Origin of the sequence: Arcobacter arenosus, from assembly GCF_005771535.1 — a bacterium.
GTDB lineage: Bacteria > Campylobacterota > Campylobacteria > Campylobacterales > Arcobacteraceae > Halarcobacter > Halarcobacter arenosus.
Genome location: NZ_VANU01000001.1, coordinates 575,118 through 591,444, shown reverse-complemented (window position 1 = coordinate 591,444; position 16,327 = coordinate 575,118). Strand labels below are relative to the sequence as shown.

Here is a 16,327-nt window from a genome sequence, read left to right as displayed (position 1 = left end):
TTTTTTTATAAATATTGTAAATAAACTTTCATTTACAAATTTACTTTGTAGTAAATTATTGTTTATCTAAATGTTAACAATAAAAAGTAGTGAATCGTTTGTCATTGACACCTCCACTAAATGTTCTTAAAAGTATTATACTCCTTTTTAAAATTAAATTTCAATTAAATTTATCTATTTACTAAACAAATTTAAATATAATTTCGAAAAAATTAGGTTTAAATGATGATTGATAGATTAAAAGAGATAGTTAAAGAAGCTGGTGAGATACTAAAAGAAGGGTATTTCTCAACAAAAGAGATAAATTTTAAAGCAAAAAAAGATTTAGTAACAAAATATGATGTTGGTATTGAAAACTTTTTAAAAGAAAAGTTTTCAAAGGAGTTTAATCAATTCAATCTTATAGCAGAAGAGTCAGATAATAGTGATATTAAATTTAATGACTCAATAATTATTGATCCAATTGATGGTACAACAAATTTTGTAAATGGTGTACCCCATACTGCTATTTCTGTTGGAGTATACAAAGATAAAAAACCTTTTTATGGAATTGTTTATAATCCTATATTAAATGAATTATATGAAGCTCAAGTAAAAAAGGGTGCTTTTTTAAATGGAAAGAAAATTGAAGTTTCAAAGGAAAATGATTTTCAAAAGGCATTAATTGCAACAGGATTTCCTTATACAAGTGGAACAAATCAAGATGATTTAGATTCTGTTTTAAAAATGATGAAAAATGTTTTACCAAATTGCCAAGATATTAGAAGGTTAGGTTCTGCATCCCTTGATTTGTGTTATGTTGCAAAGGGTGTTTTTGATTCTTATTATGAAATGAACTTAAAACCTTGGGATGTTAGTGCAGGAGTTATAATTTTAAGTGAAGCAGGTGGAGCTTTTACTAATGAAAAAGGTGAAGAATATTCACTTTTTGAAGATAAATATATTGTAGCAACAAATGGTTGTTTGCAAGATGAGCTTGTGAAGATTCTAGAAGTAAAGTAATTTTCTAAGATATTTTTAGTTAGAATATCCAATCAAAAAAGAAGAATAAGGGTTGATAAATGTGTGGAATAGTTGGTTATATAGGTAAAAATGATACTACAAAATTTTTACTAGATGGTTTAAAAGAGTTAGAATATAGAGGTTATGACTCTGCTGGTATTGCTCTTTTAAATTGTGATAAAATTGATGTATTTAAAGCAATTGGAAAATTAGATAATTTAAAAAATAAAATTGATAGTGCTAAACTTTCACCTTCGTATGATATTGGTATTGGTCATACAAGATGGGCAACACATGGAAAACCAACAGAATTAAATGCTCACCCACACCTTGGCGAATACTCTTATGTTGTTCATAATGGTATTATTGAAAACTATAAAGAATTAAAAGATGAATTAATTGCTAAAGGGCATAATTTTGTATCTCAAACAGATACAGAAGTAATTGTTCACCTTTTTGAAAGCTATAATAATGAATTTGAAAATTGTGAAGAGGCTTTTAAAACTACAATCTCTAGATTAGAAGGGGCCTTTTCTATCCTTTTAATCTCTAAAGCAGCTCCTGAAAAAATATTTTTCTTTAAACATGGAAGTCCTTTAATTATAGCAAAGGGTAATGAAGATGGTGAGGTTTTATTTGCCTCTTCTGATGCTCCTTTAATTGGACTTGCTAATGATGTTGTTTATTTAGAAGATGGAGTTGGTGGGATCGCTTCTTCAAATGAAATTGTATTTTTAAATGATAATTATTCATGGTCAACTTTACCAACATCAAAACAGTTTGCTCAAAAAGATGGCTTTAGATTTTTTATGGAAAAAGAGATTTACGAGCAAAGTGATGTTGTAAGTGATTGTATGTTAGGGCGTTTAAAGGATGAAGAGATTCTATTTGATGAGATTGATAAATCTTTAATTGATGGAATCAATGAGATTAAAATTTGTGCTTGTGGGACATCATACCACGCAGGGTTAACATCTTCATATCTTTTTGAAAGACTTGCTAAAGTTAAGTGTAATGTAGAGATTGCAAGTGAATTTAGATATAAAGAACCTTTATTAACTAAAGATACTTTATTTATAGTTATCTCACAAAGTGGTGAAACTGCTGATACTTTAGAAGCTTTAAAAATGGCAAAAAATGCAGGCTTAAAATCACTTGTTATTTGTAATGTTGATAACTCTTCTATGACAAGAACAGCCAACAACACAATTTTAACAAGGGCAGGTATTGAAAAAGGTGTTGCATCAACAAAAGCATTTTCAACCCAAACTGTAGTATTATGGATGCTTGCTTTATATTTTGCAAAAGCAAAGAATGTTATTTCAAAAGAGAAATTACAAAGTGAGATACATGCACTAAGAGAGGTTCCAAAATCTTTAAAAGTTTTAGATAAGGTACATGAAAAAGCTAGAAGACTTTCAAAAAGATATCTTCATGGACATGGATTTTTCTTTATTGGAAGGGATGTATTTTTTCCATTAGCATTAGAAGGTGCTTTAAAATTAAAAGAGATTTCTTATTTACATGCGGAAGGGTATCCTGCTGGAGAAATGAAGCATGGACCAATTGCTCTTGCTGACCCAGAGTTATTTACAATTGCATTGATGCCAGAAAATTTATTATATGATAAAATTAAATCAAACGTAGAAGAGTTAAGTGCCAGAGACAGTACTATTTGTGCTATCTCTCCACTTGATTTTGAGCTTGCAGATGATTTTATAAAAACATGTAAAACAGACCATTATATGCTTGAGTTTTTTGAGATGCTAGTGGTTCTACAACTTCTTTCTATGGAGATATCAATTAGACTTGGAAATGATGTTGATATGCCAAGAAACTTAGCTAAAAGTGTTACTGTTGAGTAGTAACACTTTAGTTTTTACTTTTCAAATTTCTAAAAGAATAATTTAGATAAAATATGCGCTACTTTTTTGCAATTTTGCAGGAGAGTATTCAAACTTTTATTTTTTATTTATTTTTTAACTTATTTTTTAGTTGGAAAACGAAGATGGAAAACAAAGGAATGGAAAACAATAAGGTCAAGAAAAAGACCTTTGGAAAACAAAAGGATGGAAAACAAAAATGGAAAACAAGACTCAATACTTATTTACTAGTGAAGTAGTAAGCCCAGGACACCCTGATAAATGTGCAGATATCATTGCAGATTCAATTGTGGATAAACTAATTATTGAAGATAGTGAAAGTAGAGTAGCTTCTGAAGTATTTGTAGCAGGTAAGCATGTTGTAATTGGTGGTGAAGTAAAATCAAAAACTCAATTAACTCAAGAAGATTATGAAAAGATTGTAAAAGATGCACTTGCAAAGATTGGATATGATGGAAAGTCTGCTTTTACAAAAGAGCAATGCTTACATCCAGATGATGTACAAGTTCAAGTATTATTAAATCAACAATCTCCAGATATATCTCAAGGGGTTGATCAATCTACAGGTGAAATTGGAGCAGGTGACCAAGGTATTATGTTTGGATTTGCTTCGTCTGAAACAGCTGATTTAATGCCAGCGGCTATTACATATGCAAGAATGCTTGCAGATAAAGTTTATAATTATGCTTTAAAACACAATCATAAACTTGGTGTTGATATTAAAACACAAGTAACAGTTGATTATGGAACAAAAGAGAATTTTGAAAACTGTAAACCTCAAAAAATTCACACAATTGTTGTAAGTGCACCTTCTGTTGAAGGTATGCCAATTGAAGAGGTAAGAGAGCTTATTCAAGGTCTTATTGATGATACAGGTTTACCAACTGATATGTATAAAAAAGATGAAACTATTATACATATTAACCCAACAGGTAGATATGTAAATCACTCATCTTTACACGATAGTGGATTAACAGGTAGAAAACTAATTGTTGATTCATTTGGGGGATATTCTCCTATTGGTGGTGGAGCACAATCTTCAAAAGATTATACAAAAGTTGATAGAAGTGGTCTTTATGCAGCAAGATGGATTGCAAAAAATATTGTTGCAGCAGGATTAGCAAAAAAAGCGATTGTTCAAATTTCATATGCAATTGGTGTTGCAAAGCCTACTTCTGTTGCTGTTGATACAATGGGTACATATACAAAGCTAGATGATGATAAACTATCAGAATTTATTATGAACGAGTACTCTTTAACTCCAAAATGGATTACGGAAAAGTTTGGTTTAGATAAACCTTCTGAAGAAACATTCCTTTATGCAGATGTTGCTTCTAGAGGACAAGTTGGTCAAAGTGATTACCCTTGGGAAAAACTTGACGAAGTTGAAAAACTAAAAAACCTATAAGATATAAAACAAAAGGTTCCTTTTTTAGGGAATTAATTTTAAGGAAATAATAATGGATTTAAAAAACCTGTTTAGTAAAATTTCATTTGACAAAAGTGATAAAGAACAACCAACACAAAAAGATGCACCTACACATTGGGTAAAATGTCCTGAATGTGCTTCTTTAATGTTTTTTAAAGAGGTTGAAAATCAAAATAATATATGTCCAAAATGTAATTTTCATATGAGAATTGGTGCTAAAAGAAGAATTGAAATTTTAGCTGATATTGATTCATTTGTAGAATATGATTCTGAATTAAAACCAGTTGACCCTTTAAAGTTTGTAGATAAAAAATCTTACAAAAAAAGAGTTGATGAAGCTGTGAAAAAAACAGGTAGAACATCAGCTGTTGTAAGTGGTGAATGTACTATAAATGGTGTACCAGTTCAAATCGTAGTATTTGATTTTGCTTTTATGGGTGGAAGTTTAGGTTCAGTTGAAGGTGAAAAAATTGTAAGAGCTGTTGATAGAGCAATGGAAAAACATCAAGGACTTATTATTGTATCTGCTTCAGGTGGAGCTAGAATGCAAGAATCAACTTTCTCATTAATGCAAATGGCAAAAACATCAGCAGCATTGAAAAAAATGGATAAAGCTAAATTACCATTTATTTCTGTTTTAACAGATCCAACTATGGGTGGTGTATCTGCATCATTTGCCTTTTTAGGTGATATTATTATGGCAGAGCCAGGTGCACTTGTAGGTTTTGCAGGTCAAAGAGTTATTAAACAAACAATTGGTGCTGATTTACCAGAAGGTTTTCAAAGAGCTGAATTCCTACTTGAAAAAGGTTCAATTGATATGGTTGTTAATAGAAGTGAAATGAAAAAAACATTATCAGATCTTTTAACAATGTTTAGAAAAACACCTATTCAAGCAAGTTAATTTAATTTGAAGTCTTAGTTTACAGGTTCTAAGACTTCATTTTCTAATTTATGAATAAAATAAATATATATGCAATTGTAAAACCTTCAAAAGATGAGTTTGATAAAATCTCTAATGATTTTATAAAAATGTGCTCAAAATATGCAAAGGTTGAAGTACATTGTATTTTTAATAAAAATATAGCAAAAGCTCAAACAATATCTGAAATTGAAGCTCAAAAGTCATATACCCAAGCCTTTGAACCATATATGAAAGGTTATTGTATTGCCCTCGATGTTTTAGGAAAAAAGTTAGACAGTTTTGAGTTTTCAGAAATTATTAGTAATAATAATGAAGTTAATTTTTTTATAGGTGGCGCATTTGGTTTTGAAAGAGACTTTTTAAAAAAATGCAATAAATCTATAAGTCTAAGTTCTTTAACAATGGCTCATAAAATCGTTACTCTAGTACTACTTGAACAAGTTTTTAGAGGATTAGCTATAAAAAATAATCATCCATATCATAAGTAATTTATGTTAATTTCAGTATAATTGCGAAATTTTTTTATAGGGAAAAATATGGCTAACACAAAACAGATTGATGAGTTAAAGATAATCTTACTAGAGAGAAAAGAAAAAATCACTAAGAATATTCAAGGAAGCAGGGACAGCATTGATTCTTTAAAAGATTCTGAATGTAAAGATGAGTATGATTATGCTGAGGTTTCTAGTGATAGTTTTAAAGAAGGCATCATTGCTAATCAACAAATAAAAGAGCTTGAAGAGATTGAAGCAGCTTTAAAAAGAATTGATAAAGGTACTTATGGTATTTGTGAAATGTGTGACGAATCTATTGCAATTGGTAGGTTAAGAGCTAAACCTTTCGCTAAATATTGCACACCATGTAGAGAGATTCACGAAAAAGAACAATAAAAAAGGATTAAGCGTGGGACTTAAAAAATATATAGGATTTTCGTTATTATTAATTATAGCCGTTGGGCTTTATGTGTACAGTATTGAAAATGGAGATTATAGATTATCATTCTTAGATTTTTCACTTTTATTACCAACTGTAATTTGGATTCTAGTTCCACTAGTAGTACTATTTATTTTTTCTGTCTTACACCTTTTATTTTATGGTTCAATAAACTATTGTAAAAATAGATCTTATATAAAAGATGAAGAAGCAATAATTGATGTTTTAAAATCAATGTTACTTCAAAAAAATGAGAAAAAAAGACTTAAAACTCCAGGTTTTAAAAATCTTAGTTCAATTTTAAAGCAATTTAAACTTGAAGTTGGTGATTCAACATTTACTTCTACTAATGAAGGTTTAAATTTAGTTGTTTCTCAAATTAAAGATATTAAAGCTGGAAAATATGTAAATGAAAAAACTCTTAAATTAGATCCAAATAGTGAACTAGCTAAACAAAATCTAATTAATAAGATGAATGAGCAACCTGATTTTTCACTAGACATTCTAAAAAAATCAACAAACTATTCTACTGATATTGTTAATGTTGCTTTTGACAATGTAGTTGAAAATAAAACAATGACAACAATCAAAAAAGTTTATAATAATATTAAATTAGATAGAGAAAAAGCTTATAAACTATTTTTAAAAGATATTGAAAATATCGAATTTGGTTTAACAAAAGAAGAGATTTTAAAAATTACAAAATCATTAAATTACACTCAAGAAGAGTATGTGAATTTAGCAAGACTTTACAAAGAGGTTTTATCACCAGATAAATTACTAGAACTTTTTGAAACATTATCAAATGAAAATGATGAAGCAACAACTGCATATTTTTATGTTTTATGTGAACTTGAGATGATTGAAAAATTAAGAGATCTTTTAAGTGGATATGAAGATAATGAAATGGTGCCATTTAGAGCTATTTTAGATCTAAAAGAGGCTGGAAAACACTACTCACTTGATGATATTATAATTTAATATATGACTAATAAAATAGATTTTAGCCAGCCCCTTATGGTGCTGGCACCCCTTGCTGGATACACTGACTTACCCTTTCGTGCTGTTGTTAAAAAGTTTGGTGCTGACATTACAATATCAGAGATGATTTCATCAAATGCCCTTGTTTATAAATCTGAAAAAACAAGAAAAATGATTGAAAAAGCACCTTCTGAAGATCCATATATTGTTCAAATAGCAGGAAATAAACCTGAGTTAGTTAGGGATGCAGTACAAATACTAAATGATATTGATGGTATTGATGGTATTGATTTAAATTGTGGTTGTCCTGCTCCAAAAGTTTTTAATCATGGTAGTGGTTCAAATTTACTAGGTGATTTAAAAAAACTTGAAGAGATTTTAACAACTGTAAAAAAATACAATAAAAAACAATACACTACAGCAAAAGTTAGAATTGGTGTAAATGAAAAAATACCAGTTGAAATAGCAAAAGTTGTTGAAGCTTGTGGTGTTGATTATATTGCAGTTCATGGAAGAACTAGAGCAGGTAAATATAAAGCACCTGTTGATTATGATGCAATTAAAGCTATGAAAGAAGCAGTTTCAATTCCTGTTATTGCAAATGGAGATATTACTGACTATGAAAAAGCAAAAGATGTTTTAGCCCATACTAATGCAGATGGTCTTATGATTGGTAGAGCTGCAATTGGAAAGCCATGGATTTTTTATCAATTGAAACATGGTATTGAAAATATTACTGAACAGAAAAAAAGAGAAATTATACTTGAACATTTTGATGAAGTTTTAAAGTTTCATGGAGAACATGGTGCTATAATGTTCAGAAAACTTCTTCACTCTTACTCTAAAGGCTATAAAGGTGCCGCTGAATTTAGAGATATTATTAATCGTGTAAATGATAAACAAATTATGCGTGATATGATAGAAAACTTTTTTTAAAAACTTTTTAGATAGAATATTGAACTTTTAAAAAAGGAAATATTTGTCTGAATATTATTATGAATTAATTATTAAACCCTCAGGAAACTTTGAAATATTTGTTGATCTTATATCTTCTTTAACTGGTGATGCAATTGAAGAGTTAGATAATACTATTATTGCAAGAAGTGAAGAAGACTTAAGTGATGTAGAATTTGGAATAAAAGAGTTTTCAAAAGCTGCAAATATAGAGTGTGAAACTATATTAACAAAAAAAGAGAATATTGATTGGATAAAAAAATATCAAGAATCAGTAAAATCGATTGAGATTGATAGATTTTATATAAGACCATCATGGGAAAAGCCTAAAGATGATAAAATAAATATTATTATTGACCCTGCTTTATCTTTTGGTTCTGGTCATCATGAAACAACACACAGTTGTATAGAAGCAATCAATAAATATGTTGATGAGAAAAAAAACGTTTTAGATGTAGGTACAGGAAGTGGTATTTTAGCACTTGCTGCTAAGAAGCTAGGTGCTACAGTTGATGTATGTGATACAGATGAAGTTTGTGTAAAAGATACAAAATCAAATTTTGAATTAAATAATGAGACTTTTGATAATTCTTGGTTAGGTAGTGCAAACAATGCAACAAAAAAATATGATGTAGTTATTGCAAACATAGTTGCAGATGTTTTAGTTTTTATATCAAATGATTTAAAGAAATGCTTAAATGAAGATGGTATTTTAATTGTATCAGGGATATTGGATAAACATATTGATAAGGTTTTAAGGAAATTTCAAGACTTAGAACAATTAGAACTTATTCAAAAAAATGAATGGGTTACTGTTGTATTTAAAAAATAAAGGGAGTTATATTTAATGAAAGACAGAAATAACAAAAATAGTGGAGATAATAACAATAATTTTTTCAATAATAATCCACTTTTAGTATTTGTAATTTTTTCTATAGTTACAATTTTTGTGTTTAAAGCAATTTTCCCAGAGGGAAGTTCAAGCCCTATGGGTACACAAACAAGTTCGTCTGCATTTGGACAAGCTGCTAAAAAAACTGTTCCATATTCAGATTTAAAGAAATTGATTGAAAATGGTCAAATTGAGTATGTTGGTATTGGTAACACACAAATTAAAGCTGTTAGTAAACCTTCTGGTGGAAAAGTTACAACTTATACAGCAAGAAGAGTTGTTCCTGATGAAACTTTAATTCCAAGTTTAGAGCAAAAAGGTATTGCGTATGGTGGAATTAATGAAGAAAATTTAATAGCAGATATTCTTTTTGGATGGGTATTACCAATTTTTATTTTCTTTGCAATTTGGATGTTCTTAGCAAAAAGAATGTCAAAATCAATGGGTGGAGGTTCAGGGGGAATCCTTGGAATTGGAAGCTCTAAAAAAATGATTAATTCTGAAAAACCAAATGTAAAATTTGATGATATGGCAGGAAACGTAGAAGCAAAAGAAGAGGTTCAAGAGGTTGTTGATTTCCTTTCTGACCCAGAAAGATATATTAAACTTGGAGCACAAATTCCAAAAGGTGTTCTTTTAGTAGGACCTCCAGGTACTGGTAAAACTTTACTTGCAAAAGCAGTAGCAGGGGAAGCAGATGTTGAATTCTTATCTGTATCTGGTTCTGCATTTATTGAGATGTTTGTGGGTGTTGGAGCATCAAGAGTTAGAGATTTATTTGAACAAGCAAAAAAAGTTGCACCTGCAATTATCTTCATTGATGAAATTGATGCTATTGGTAAAAGTAGAGCAAGTGGTGGACCAATGGGTGGAAATGATGAAAGGGAACAAACTTTAAATCAGTTACTTGCTGAAATGGATGGTTTCTCAACAGAAGCTGCACCTGTTATTGTTTTAGCTGCAACAAATAGACCAGAAGTTCTTGACCCAGCATTATTAAGACCTGGTAGATTTGATAGACAAGTTTTAGTTGATAAGCCTGATTTTGAAGGTAGAAAAGAGATTTTACAAGTTCATATTAAAAAAGTTAAATTAGGTAAAGATGTTGATTTAATTGAAGTTGCAAAAATGACTGCAGGACTTGCAGGAGCAGATTTAGCAAACATTGTTAATGAAGCAGCATTATTAGCTGGTAGACATAATAAAGATGAAGTAACAGCTTCTGATTTTAAAGAAGCAGTTGAAAGACAAATTGCAGGACTTGAAAAGAAATCAAGAAGAATCTCTCCAAAAGAGAGAAAGATTGTTGCATACCATGAATCTGGACACGCTGTAATTGCAGAAATTACAAAAGGTGCTAAAAAAGTTAATAAAGTATCAATTGTTCCAAGAGGTCTTGCCGCATTAGGATATACATTAAATACTCCAGAAGAAAATAAATATTTAATGCAAAAACATGAACTTATAGCGGAAGTTGATGTATTACTTGGGGGTCGAGCCGCAGAACAAGTGTTTATTGGTGAAATAAGTACAGGTGCAGGAAATGACCTAGAAAGAGCAACTGATATTATTAAATCTATGGCTTCTGTATATGGAATGAGTGATATTGCAGGTCTTATGGTTTTAGAAAAAAGAACTAATCAATTCTTAGGTGGACAATCACATAAAGATTTTTCTGATGATATGGCAAAAAAACTTGATGAGTTTATTATAAATATTTTAAATGAGAGATATGAAGCTGTATTAAAATCTTTAGAAGATAATAGAGATGCAATTGAAGAGATGACAGCTGAGCTTCTTGATGTTGAAGTTATTTCAGGAGCAAGAGTTAGAGAATTAATTAAAGCCCATGGTGGAGAAGTTTTTGAAGATGAAGACTTACACTCAGGTGCAATTGATGAAGAAACAAATGAAGAAAAAGATCCTCATACACCTAATGACGAATTAGAAGAAAAAAATTTAGATACAACTGAGAATGATGAAGAAAATGTTGAAACTTCAGAAGATGTATCTGAAAACAATGAAGGTAAAAAAGAATAATTATGTTTGATAATATGATAGCAAAAGAGGGATATCAAAAAATTTTAGTGGCATTTATTGCCTTTTTGTTTTTTACAATTTTAGAGTGTGGCCTTTTAGCCTTTATCTCTTTTGCTTCATTTATCTTTTTTATTTATGCCTATAGGTATAAATATATTGATTTAAATACTTTAGAAAAAAATAAAATATATGCACCTATATCAGGAAAAATTTCAGCTATTGATGTAAAAGATTTTAAAAAAATTATCTATATTGATGTTTCTTTATGTGATTCTCATATATTAAGAAGTTTAGACTCAGGACTTACAAAAACACAAATCAGATATGGTTTGAATTTAGTTTTATCTTCACTTAAATCTAAAAAACTTAACAGTCAAGCAATCTTTGAATATAAAGATACAAGTATGCAAATTGTTTCATCTTTATTTAATGATTCAATTGAAATAGAAAAAAAAGATAAATTCATCAAAGGTGAAAAAATAGGAACATTTTTAAATGGGCAAGTAATAATCACTTTAGATGAAAGTTATAAAACTGACTTAAAAATAGGACAAAAAGTAGAATCAGGTATTACTATTTTAGCAATAAAATAATAAATGCTTGACAAAGAGAAATAAACACATTATAATTTCTAACTTTAAAATTTATAGGAGAGTACAATGAAAATATTTAATTTTTATAATAACCATTTCATAAAAAGTGTTAACTCTCTGCTACTTCTTACAAAACCACTCTAATATTTAATAACAAATATTTAAAATAATCAAAATACAGTTTTTCTTTTTTTATACAAAAAAAGATATAATAATCGACTTTTTAAAAGGTAATAACAATGGATAAAAATAAAATTATAGTTTTTGATACAACTTTAAGAGATGGGGAACAATCTCCTGGTTGTTCTATGAATACAGAAGAGAAAATTAAAGTTGCTTTACAATTAGAAAAATTAGGTGTAGATGTAATTGAGGCAGGTTTTGCAGCGGCAAGTCCAGGTGATTTTGATGCTGTTAGTAGAATTGCAGAGATTGTTAAAAATTCTTCAATCTGTTCTTTATCTAGAGCAATTGAAACTGATATTAAACAATCAGGTTTAGCAGTTTCAAAAGCTCCATTACATAGAATTCATACATTTATTGCTACTTCTCCAATTCATATGAAGTACAAATTAAAAATGGAACCAGATGAAGTTATAAAAAGAGCAATCCATGCTGTTGAATATGCAAGAACATTTGTTGATGATGTAGAGTTTTCTTTAGAAGATGCTGGACGTTCTGAAATCTCATTTATGAAAGAGGTTATGGATGCAGTAATTGCAGCTGGAGCTTCAACAATTAACTTACCTGATACAGTTGGATATAGATTGCCAACTGAGTTAGGTGCAATGGTTAAAGAATTATCTGATTTTGCTGGAGATAGAGCAAGAATTTCAGTTCACAATCACAACGATTTAGGTTTAGCAACAGCGAATACTTTAGCTGCAGTTCAAAATGGTGCAAGGCAAATAGAAGTTACAATCAATGGTTTAGGTGAAAGAGCAGGTAACTCTTCTTTAGAAGAAGCAGTTATGGCTATTAAAACTAGAAAAGATGCTTTTGGTGATTTATATACGACTATTAATACTCCGGAGATTTACCCAACATCAAGATTAGTTGCAACAATTACAGGTGTTGAACCACAACAAAATAAAGCTATTGTTGGTAAAAATGCCTTTGCTCACGAAAGTGGAATTCACCAAGATGGTGTTTTAAAACATCAAGAAACATATGAGATTATGAAACCTGAAGATGTAGGTGTATTTAAAGATTCTACATTAATTTTAGGAAAACACAGTGGTAGAGCTGCATTTAGGGATAAAATCAATCATTTAGGTTTTGATAAAGTTACTGATGAAGAGTTAAATGCAGCTTTTGAAAGATTTAAAGTATTAGCTGATAAGAAAAAAGAAGTTACTGATGATGATGTAAGAATGTTAATTACTGATGAGTCTTTAAACCAAGACAAAACTTATGAATTAATTGGTTTACAAATTTCCGATTGTTCATCTGGTACTCCAATGGCAGCAGTTACAATTAAACATAATGATGAGATTTTAAGTGATGCAAATATTGGTGATGGAACAATGGACGCAATCTTTAAAACAATTGATAGATTAACTGGAATTTCTGGTGATTTACAAAGTTATAATGTAACTTCTGTAACAGAAGGTAAAGATGCTTTAGCAAAAGTTACAACAAGAATTGTATTTGACAAAAATACTCCATCATTTGTAGGACATGGATTAAGCATAGATACAATGCTTGCAACTGCAAAAGCATATTTAGGTGCAGTTAACTCTTACCTTTCTCAAAAAGAAAGATTATCTAAAAAAACAGAACATCAAGTGTAAATAATAGGTAGCAAAAGCTACCTATTAACTTAAAAATATATTAAATTCAAAATAAAAAAATTTTACTTAAATAACTTTCAGTAGTTACTTTGAAAAAAAATAATAAAATATTATAAGTTATGACGAAGGGGAAAGTTTTATGACTCAATTTAATTTCTTTCTAAAATTATTGAAAGAGTCTTTTCGAGATTTATTACCTATTATTATTGTAATCTTATTTTTTCAACTTGCTATTATTCAAGCAGTTCCTGAAGGATGGGTTAGTACAGCAATTGGATTAGGTATTGTTGGTGTTGGTTTAGCAATTTTTTTACAAGGTCTAGAAATTGGTGTGTTTCCTGTTGGTGAAGGGCTTGCTAGAGATTTTGCAAAATATGGGAACATGAAATGGGTATTAGTTTTCGGTTTCTTAATAGGTTTTGGTACAACTATTGCAGAGCCTGCCCTTGCTGTTATTGCTGATAAAGCAGCTTCCATTTCTAGTGGAAGAATTGATGCAACAATTTTAAGATTGGTTGTTGCTGGTTCAGTAGGGTTTGCTATCTTCTTAGGTGTCTTTAGAATTTATAAAGGCCACCCAATTCATTATTATATTATTGCAGGATATATTGCTGTAGTTGGTGTAACATTTTTTGCACCACAAGAGATAATTGGACTTGCATATGACCTTGGTGGTGTTACCACTTCAACCGTAACCGTTCCATTAGTTGCTGCCCTTGGTATTGGTTTAGCTTCATCTATTAAAGGAAGAAATCCTGTTGTAGATGGATTCGGTCTTATTGCCTTTGCTTCATTAACTCCAATGATATTTGTTCAGATTTATGGAATTGCAGTATATAATTTAGTTGATGCAAAAGATGTTGCTCAAGTTGTAGTTGAAGCAACTGTATCTTCAACAGCAGATATTAGTGTTCAATCAATTATTACTGGAATAATTGCAGTTGTTAAAGATGTTGCACCTATTTTATTAATTATTCTATTTTTTCAGTATGGTGTTATCAAAAAAAGAATTGAAAAAATCAAAACAGTATTTTTTGGATTTTTTCTTGTAATTATTGGTTTATATGCATTTATTCTTGGACTTGAGATGGGTCTATTCTCTCTTGGTGAGACTATGGCTTATCAACTTACAAAAAGAGATTCTGTATTTGTAATTTATGCCTTTGCTTTTGCAATTGGTTTTTCAACAACTATGGCAGAACCTGCACTTATGGCAATTGCTAAAAAAGCTAGAGAGATATCTGATGGTAAGATTAACGATTTTGCTTTAAGAGTATTCGTAGCAGGTGGTGTTGCTATTGGTATTGCTCTAGGTGCTTTTAGAATTGTTGATGGTGGACATATTCATTACTATATTATTTTTGGGTATATTTTAGTAATCGTTCTTACTTTTATTGCTCCAAAATATATTATCCCTATTGCATATGATAGTGGTGGGGTTACAACTTCAACTGTAACTGTTCCTTTAGTTGCTGCACTTGGTATTGGACTTGCTACAAATATTGAAGGACGAAGTCCCCTTATTGATGGTTTTGGACTTATTGCTTTTGCTTCATTATTTCCAATGATTACGGTTATGCTTTATGGGGTTATAACTGAAAAACTTGGAGTTAAATCTGATACTGAAATTGAAGCTGCAAATATCTTAAGGGATGCCTTAATCGATGCAGAAAATATGGATTTAGCAACTGTAAATATTGATGGTAGTGATAGACGACACTCTTTACCAATGGACTTTTCAGCAGTTGTTATCTTAGTTCCAAAAGAGAAAAAAATTGATGCTATCCAAGCTGCTAGTAAAGCGGGTGCTCCAGGGGTTACTGTATTAAGAGCAGACGGTATTGGTCTTGGAAAAATTGATAACTTTTATAGGTCTGGCTTTGAAGCAAATGATGTAATGTTATTATTCCTTTTACCTCAAAGTATGGTTAATCCTGTTATTAAATCGATTATTCACTCTTTACATATTACAACTACAGGAAAAGGTATTGCCTTTGCCTTCCCATTAACCCATATGAAAGGGATTAGTTTAAGTAGACATGATATCTTTGTAAATAGAAAAGACCATAAGAATCTTGATAGTGAAGAGTTGATTAGACAAGAAGAGGAAAAATTAACAGAAAAGTTTAAAGAGACAGCAGTAGTTCATGAAGAGATTAACAAGTAAGGAAGAACTAGATAAGTATATAAGTGAAGAGGATGCTTTACTTGTATACTTTTCTGGTGTTGATTGTTCCGTTTGTAAAGTTTTAAAACCAAAAATAGAATCTGAAATTTTAGAAAATTTTCCAAAGATTAAAACTTTTGAAGTTGAAGCTTCTAAGTATAAAGAGATAGCAAGCAATTTTTCGGTATTTTCTATTCCAACAATCTTGGTTTTTTTTGATTCAAAGGAGTTTAAAAGGTATGGAAGAAATATCTCTATAACACAATTTAATCAGGAATTAAAAAGACCATATAGCTTATTTATGGAATAGGAAAATGAAAAGAGCACTTTTAATAATTTTTTCAATACTAATAATTATGCAGTTTTTTCAAGTAGATAAAGAAAATAAAGAGATTGATACAACTTTAGAGATAAAAGCTCCTGACAATATCATGACAATGTTAAAAAATGCATGTTATGATTGTCACTCAAATCAAACAAAATGGCCATGGTATTCAAATATCGCACCATTTTCATGGGCAATAAATACCCACGTAAAAGATGGAAGAAAAGCTTTGAATTTTTCAACTTGGGAAGAGTATTCTCTTGAAGAAAAAAATAAAAAGATGAAAGAAGTATTTAGAACTGCTTATGCCTCTATGCCTTTATCTTCATATATTAGATTCCATGAAGAAGCAGATTTAACAAGAGAGCAAAGAACACAAATTAGAGATTGGACTGGAGTAAAAAAATAAA

The 16,327-nt window shown here is 29.9% G+C and carries 15 protein-coding genes; all 15 read left to right on the top strand.

The window, feature by feature from the left end:
• Positions 1–225 precede the first annotated feature (225 nt).
• The 15 genes from FDK22_RS02975 (at position 226) to FDK22_RS02905 (ending at position 16,326) form a co-directional block, all read left to right on the top strand.
• Positions 226–1,002: an inositol monophosphatase family protein gene (locus tag FDK22_RS02975; RefSeq protein WP_138151398.1), complete on the top strand. Its 777-nt coding sequence runs from the start codon at positions 226–228 to the stop codon at positions 1,000–1,002.
• A 59-nt stretch (positions 1,003–1,061) separates the two neighbouring features.
• Positions 1,062–2,867, top strand: coding sequence for a glutamine--fructose-6-phosphate transaminase (isomerizing) (gene glmS, locus FDK22_RS02970; protein ID WP_138151397.1), 1,806 nt, complete (start codon positions 1,062–1,064; stop codon positions 2,865–2,867).
• 217 nt (positions 2,868–3,084) lie between these two features.
• Entirely contained in the window at positions 3,085–4,293 is a 1,209-nt protein-coding gene (gene metK / locus FDK22_RS02965) for a methionine adenosyltransferase (RefSeq protein WP_138151396.1), read from the top strand.
• A gap of 52 nt (positions 4,294–4,345) precedes the next feature.
• Complete coding sequence (gene accD, locus FDK22_RS02960) at positions 4,346–5,218, top strand: acetyl-CoA carboxylase, carboxyltransferase subunit beta (RefSeq protein ID WP_138151395.1); 873 nt, start codon at positions 4,346–4,348, stop codon at positions 5,216–5,218.
• Between the two features lie 50 nt (positions 5,219–5,268).
• Positions 5,269–5,727, top strand: coding sequence for a 23S rRNA (pseudouridine(1915)-N(3))-methyltransferase RlmH (locus tag FDK22_RS02955; RefSeq protein ID WP_138151394.1), 459 nt, complete (start codon positions 5,269–5,271; stop codon positions 5,725–5,727).
• A 48-nt stretch (positions 5,728–5,775) separates the two neighbouring features.
• Positions 5,776–6,129, top strand: a complete 354-nt coding sequence (dksA, locus tag FDK22_RS02950) for an RNA polymerase-binding protein DksA (protein ID WP_138151393.1) — start codon at positions 5,776–5,778, stop codon at positions 6,127–6,129.
• 13 nt (positions 6,130–6,142) lie between these two features.
• On the top strand, positions 6,143–7,153 hold the full coding sequence (locus tag FDK22_RS02945; protein ID WP_138151392.1) for a hypothetical protein: 1,011 nt from the start codon (positions 6,143–6,145) through the stop codon (positions 7,151–7,153).
• 3 nt (positions 7,154–7,156) lie between these two features.
• The gene (locus FDK22_RS02940; RefSeq protein WP_138151391.1) at positions 7,157–8,089 is read left to right on the top strand and encodes a tRNA dihydrouridine synthase; all 933 of its coding nucleotides are present in this window, start codon (positions 7,157–7,159) and stop codon (positions 8,087–8,089) included.
• Positions 8,090–8,132: 43 nt separating this feature from the next.
• Positions 8,133–8,939, top strand: a complete 807-nt coding sequence (locus tag FDK22_RS02935; RefSeq protein ID WP_138151390.1) for a 50S ribosomal protein L11 methyltransferase — start codon at positions 8,133–8,135, stop codon at positions 8,937–8,939.
• A gap of 15 nt (positions 8,940–8,954) precedes the next feature.
• Entirely contained in the window at positions 8,955–11,039 is a 2,085-nt protein-coding gene (ftsH, locus tag FDK22_RS02930; RefSeq protein WP_138151389.1) for an ATP-dependent zinc metalloprotease FtsH, read from the top strand.
• A 2-nt stretch (positions 11,040–11,041) separates the two neighbouring features.
• Positions 11,042–11,632, top strand: coding sequence for a phosphatidylserine decarboxylase (locus tag FDK22_RS02925; protein WP_138151388.1), 591 nt, complete (start codon positions 11,042–11,044; stop codon positions 11,630–11,632).
• A 239-nt stretch (positions 11,633–11,871) separates the two neighbouring features.
• Positions 11,872–13,425 (top strand): 2-isopropylmalate synthase, encoded by a 1,554-nt coding sequence (locus FDK22_RS02920; protein ID WP_138151387.1) that lies wholly within the window; start codon positions 11,872–11,874, stop codon positions 13,423–13,425.
• Between the two features lie 139 nt (positions 13,426–13,564).
• The gene (locus tag FDK22_RS02915) at positions 13,565–15,592 is read left to right on the top strand and encodes a DUF1538 family protein (RefSeq protein WP_138151386.1); all 2,028 of its coding nucleotides are present in this window, start codon (positions 13,565–13,567) and stop codon (positions 15,590–15,592) included.
• Positions 15,573–15,902, top strand: a complete 330-nt coding sequence (locus FDK22_RS02910) for a thioredoxin family protein (protein ID WP_138151385.1) — start codon at positions 15,573–15,575, stop codon at positions 15,900–15,902. The genes FDK22_RS02915 and FDK22_RS02910 overlap by 20 nt, the downstream gene beginning before the upstream one ends.
• A 4-nt stretch (positions 15,903–15,906) precedes the next feature.
• The gene (locus FDK22_RS02905) at positions 15,907–16,326 is read left to right on the top strand and encodes a heme-binding domain-containing protein (protein ID WP_138151384.1); all 420 of its coding nucleotides are present in this window, start codon (positions 15,907–15,909) and stop codon (positions 16,324–16,326) included.
• The last annotated feature ends 1 nt before the right edge of the window (position 16,327 follow it).

Excerpts from the sequence above, each read along its gene's own strand:
- ftsH (WP_138151389.1), top strand. The coding sequence starts at position 8,955 with ATGAAAGACAGAAATAACAAAAATAGTGGAGATAATAACAATAATTTT.
- FDK22_RS02915 (WP_138151386.1), top strand. The coding sequence starts at position 13,565 with ATGACTCAATTTAATTTCTTTCTAAAATTATTGAAAGAGTCTTTTCGA.
- FDK22_RS02905 (WP_138151384.1), top strand. The coding sequence starts at position 15,907 with ATGAAAAGAGCACTTTTAATAATTTTTTCAATACTAATAATTATGCAG.
- FDK22_RS02955 (WP_138151394.1), top strand. The coding sequence starts at position 5,269 with ATGAATAAAATAAATATATATGCAATTGTAAAACCTTCAAAAGATGAG.
- dksA (WP_138151393.1), top strand. The coding sequence starts at position 5,776 with ATGGCTAACACAAAACAGATTGATGAGTTAAAGATAATCTTACTAGAG.
- FDK22_RS02925 (WP_138151388.1), top strand. The coding sequence starts at position 11,042 with ATGTTTGATAATATGATAGCAAAAGAGGGATATCAAAAAATTTTAGTG.
- FDK22_RS02910 (WP_138151385.1), top strand. The coding sequence starts at position 15,573 with ATGAAGAGATTAACAAGTAAGGAAGAACTAGATAAGTATATAAGTGAA.
- glmS (WP_138151397.1), top strand. The coding sequence starts at position 1,062 with ATGTGTGGAATAGTTGGTTATATAGGTAAAAATGATACTACAAAATTT.
- FDK22_RS02920 (WP_138151387.1), top strand. The coding sequence starts at position 11,872 with ATGGATAAAAATAAAATTATAGTTTTTGATACAACTTTAAGAGATGGG.
- FDK22_RS02940 (WP_138151391.1), top strand. The coding sequence starts at position 7,157 with ATGACTAATAAAATAGATTTTAGCCAGCCCCTTATGGTGCTGGCACCC.
- accD (WP_138151395.1), top strand. The coding sequence starts at position 4,346 with ATGGATTTAAAAAACCTGTTTAGTAAAATTTCATTTGACAAAAGTGAT.
- FDK22_RS02975 (WP_138151398.1), top strand. The coding sequence starts at position 226 with ATGATTGATAGATTAAAAGAGATAGTTAAAGAAGCTGGTGAGATACTA.
- metK (WP_138151396.1), top strand. The coding sequence starts at position 3,085 with ATGGAAAACAAGACTCAATACTTATTTACTAGTGAAGTAGTAAGCCCA.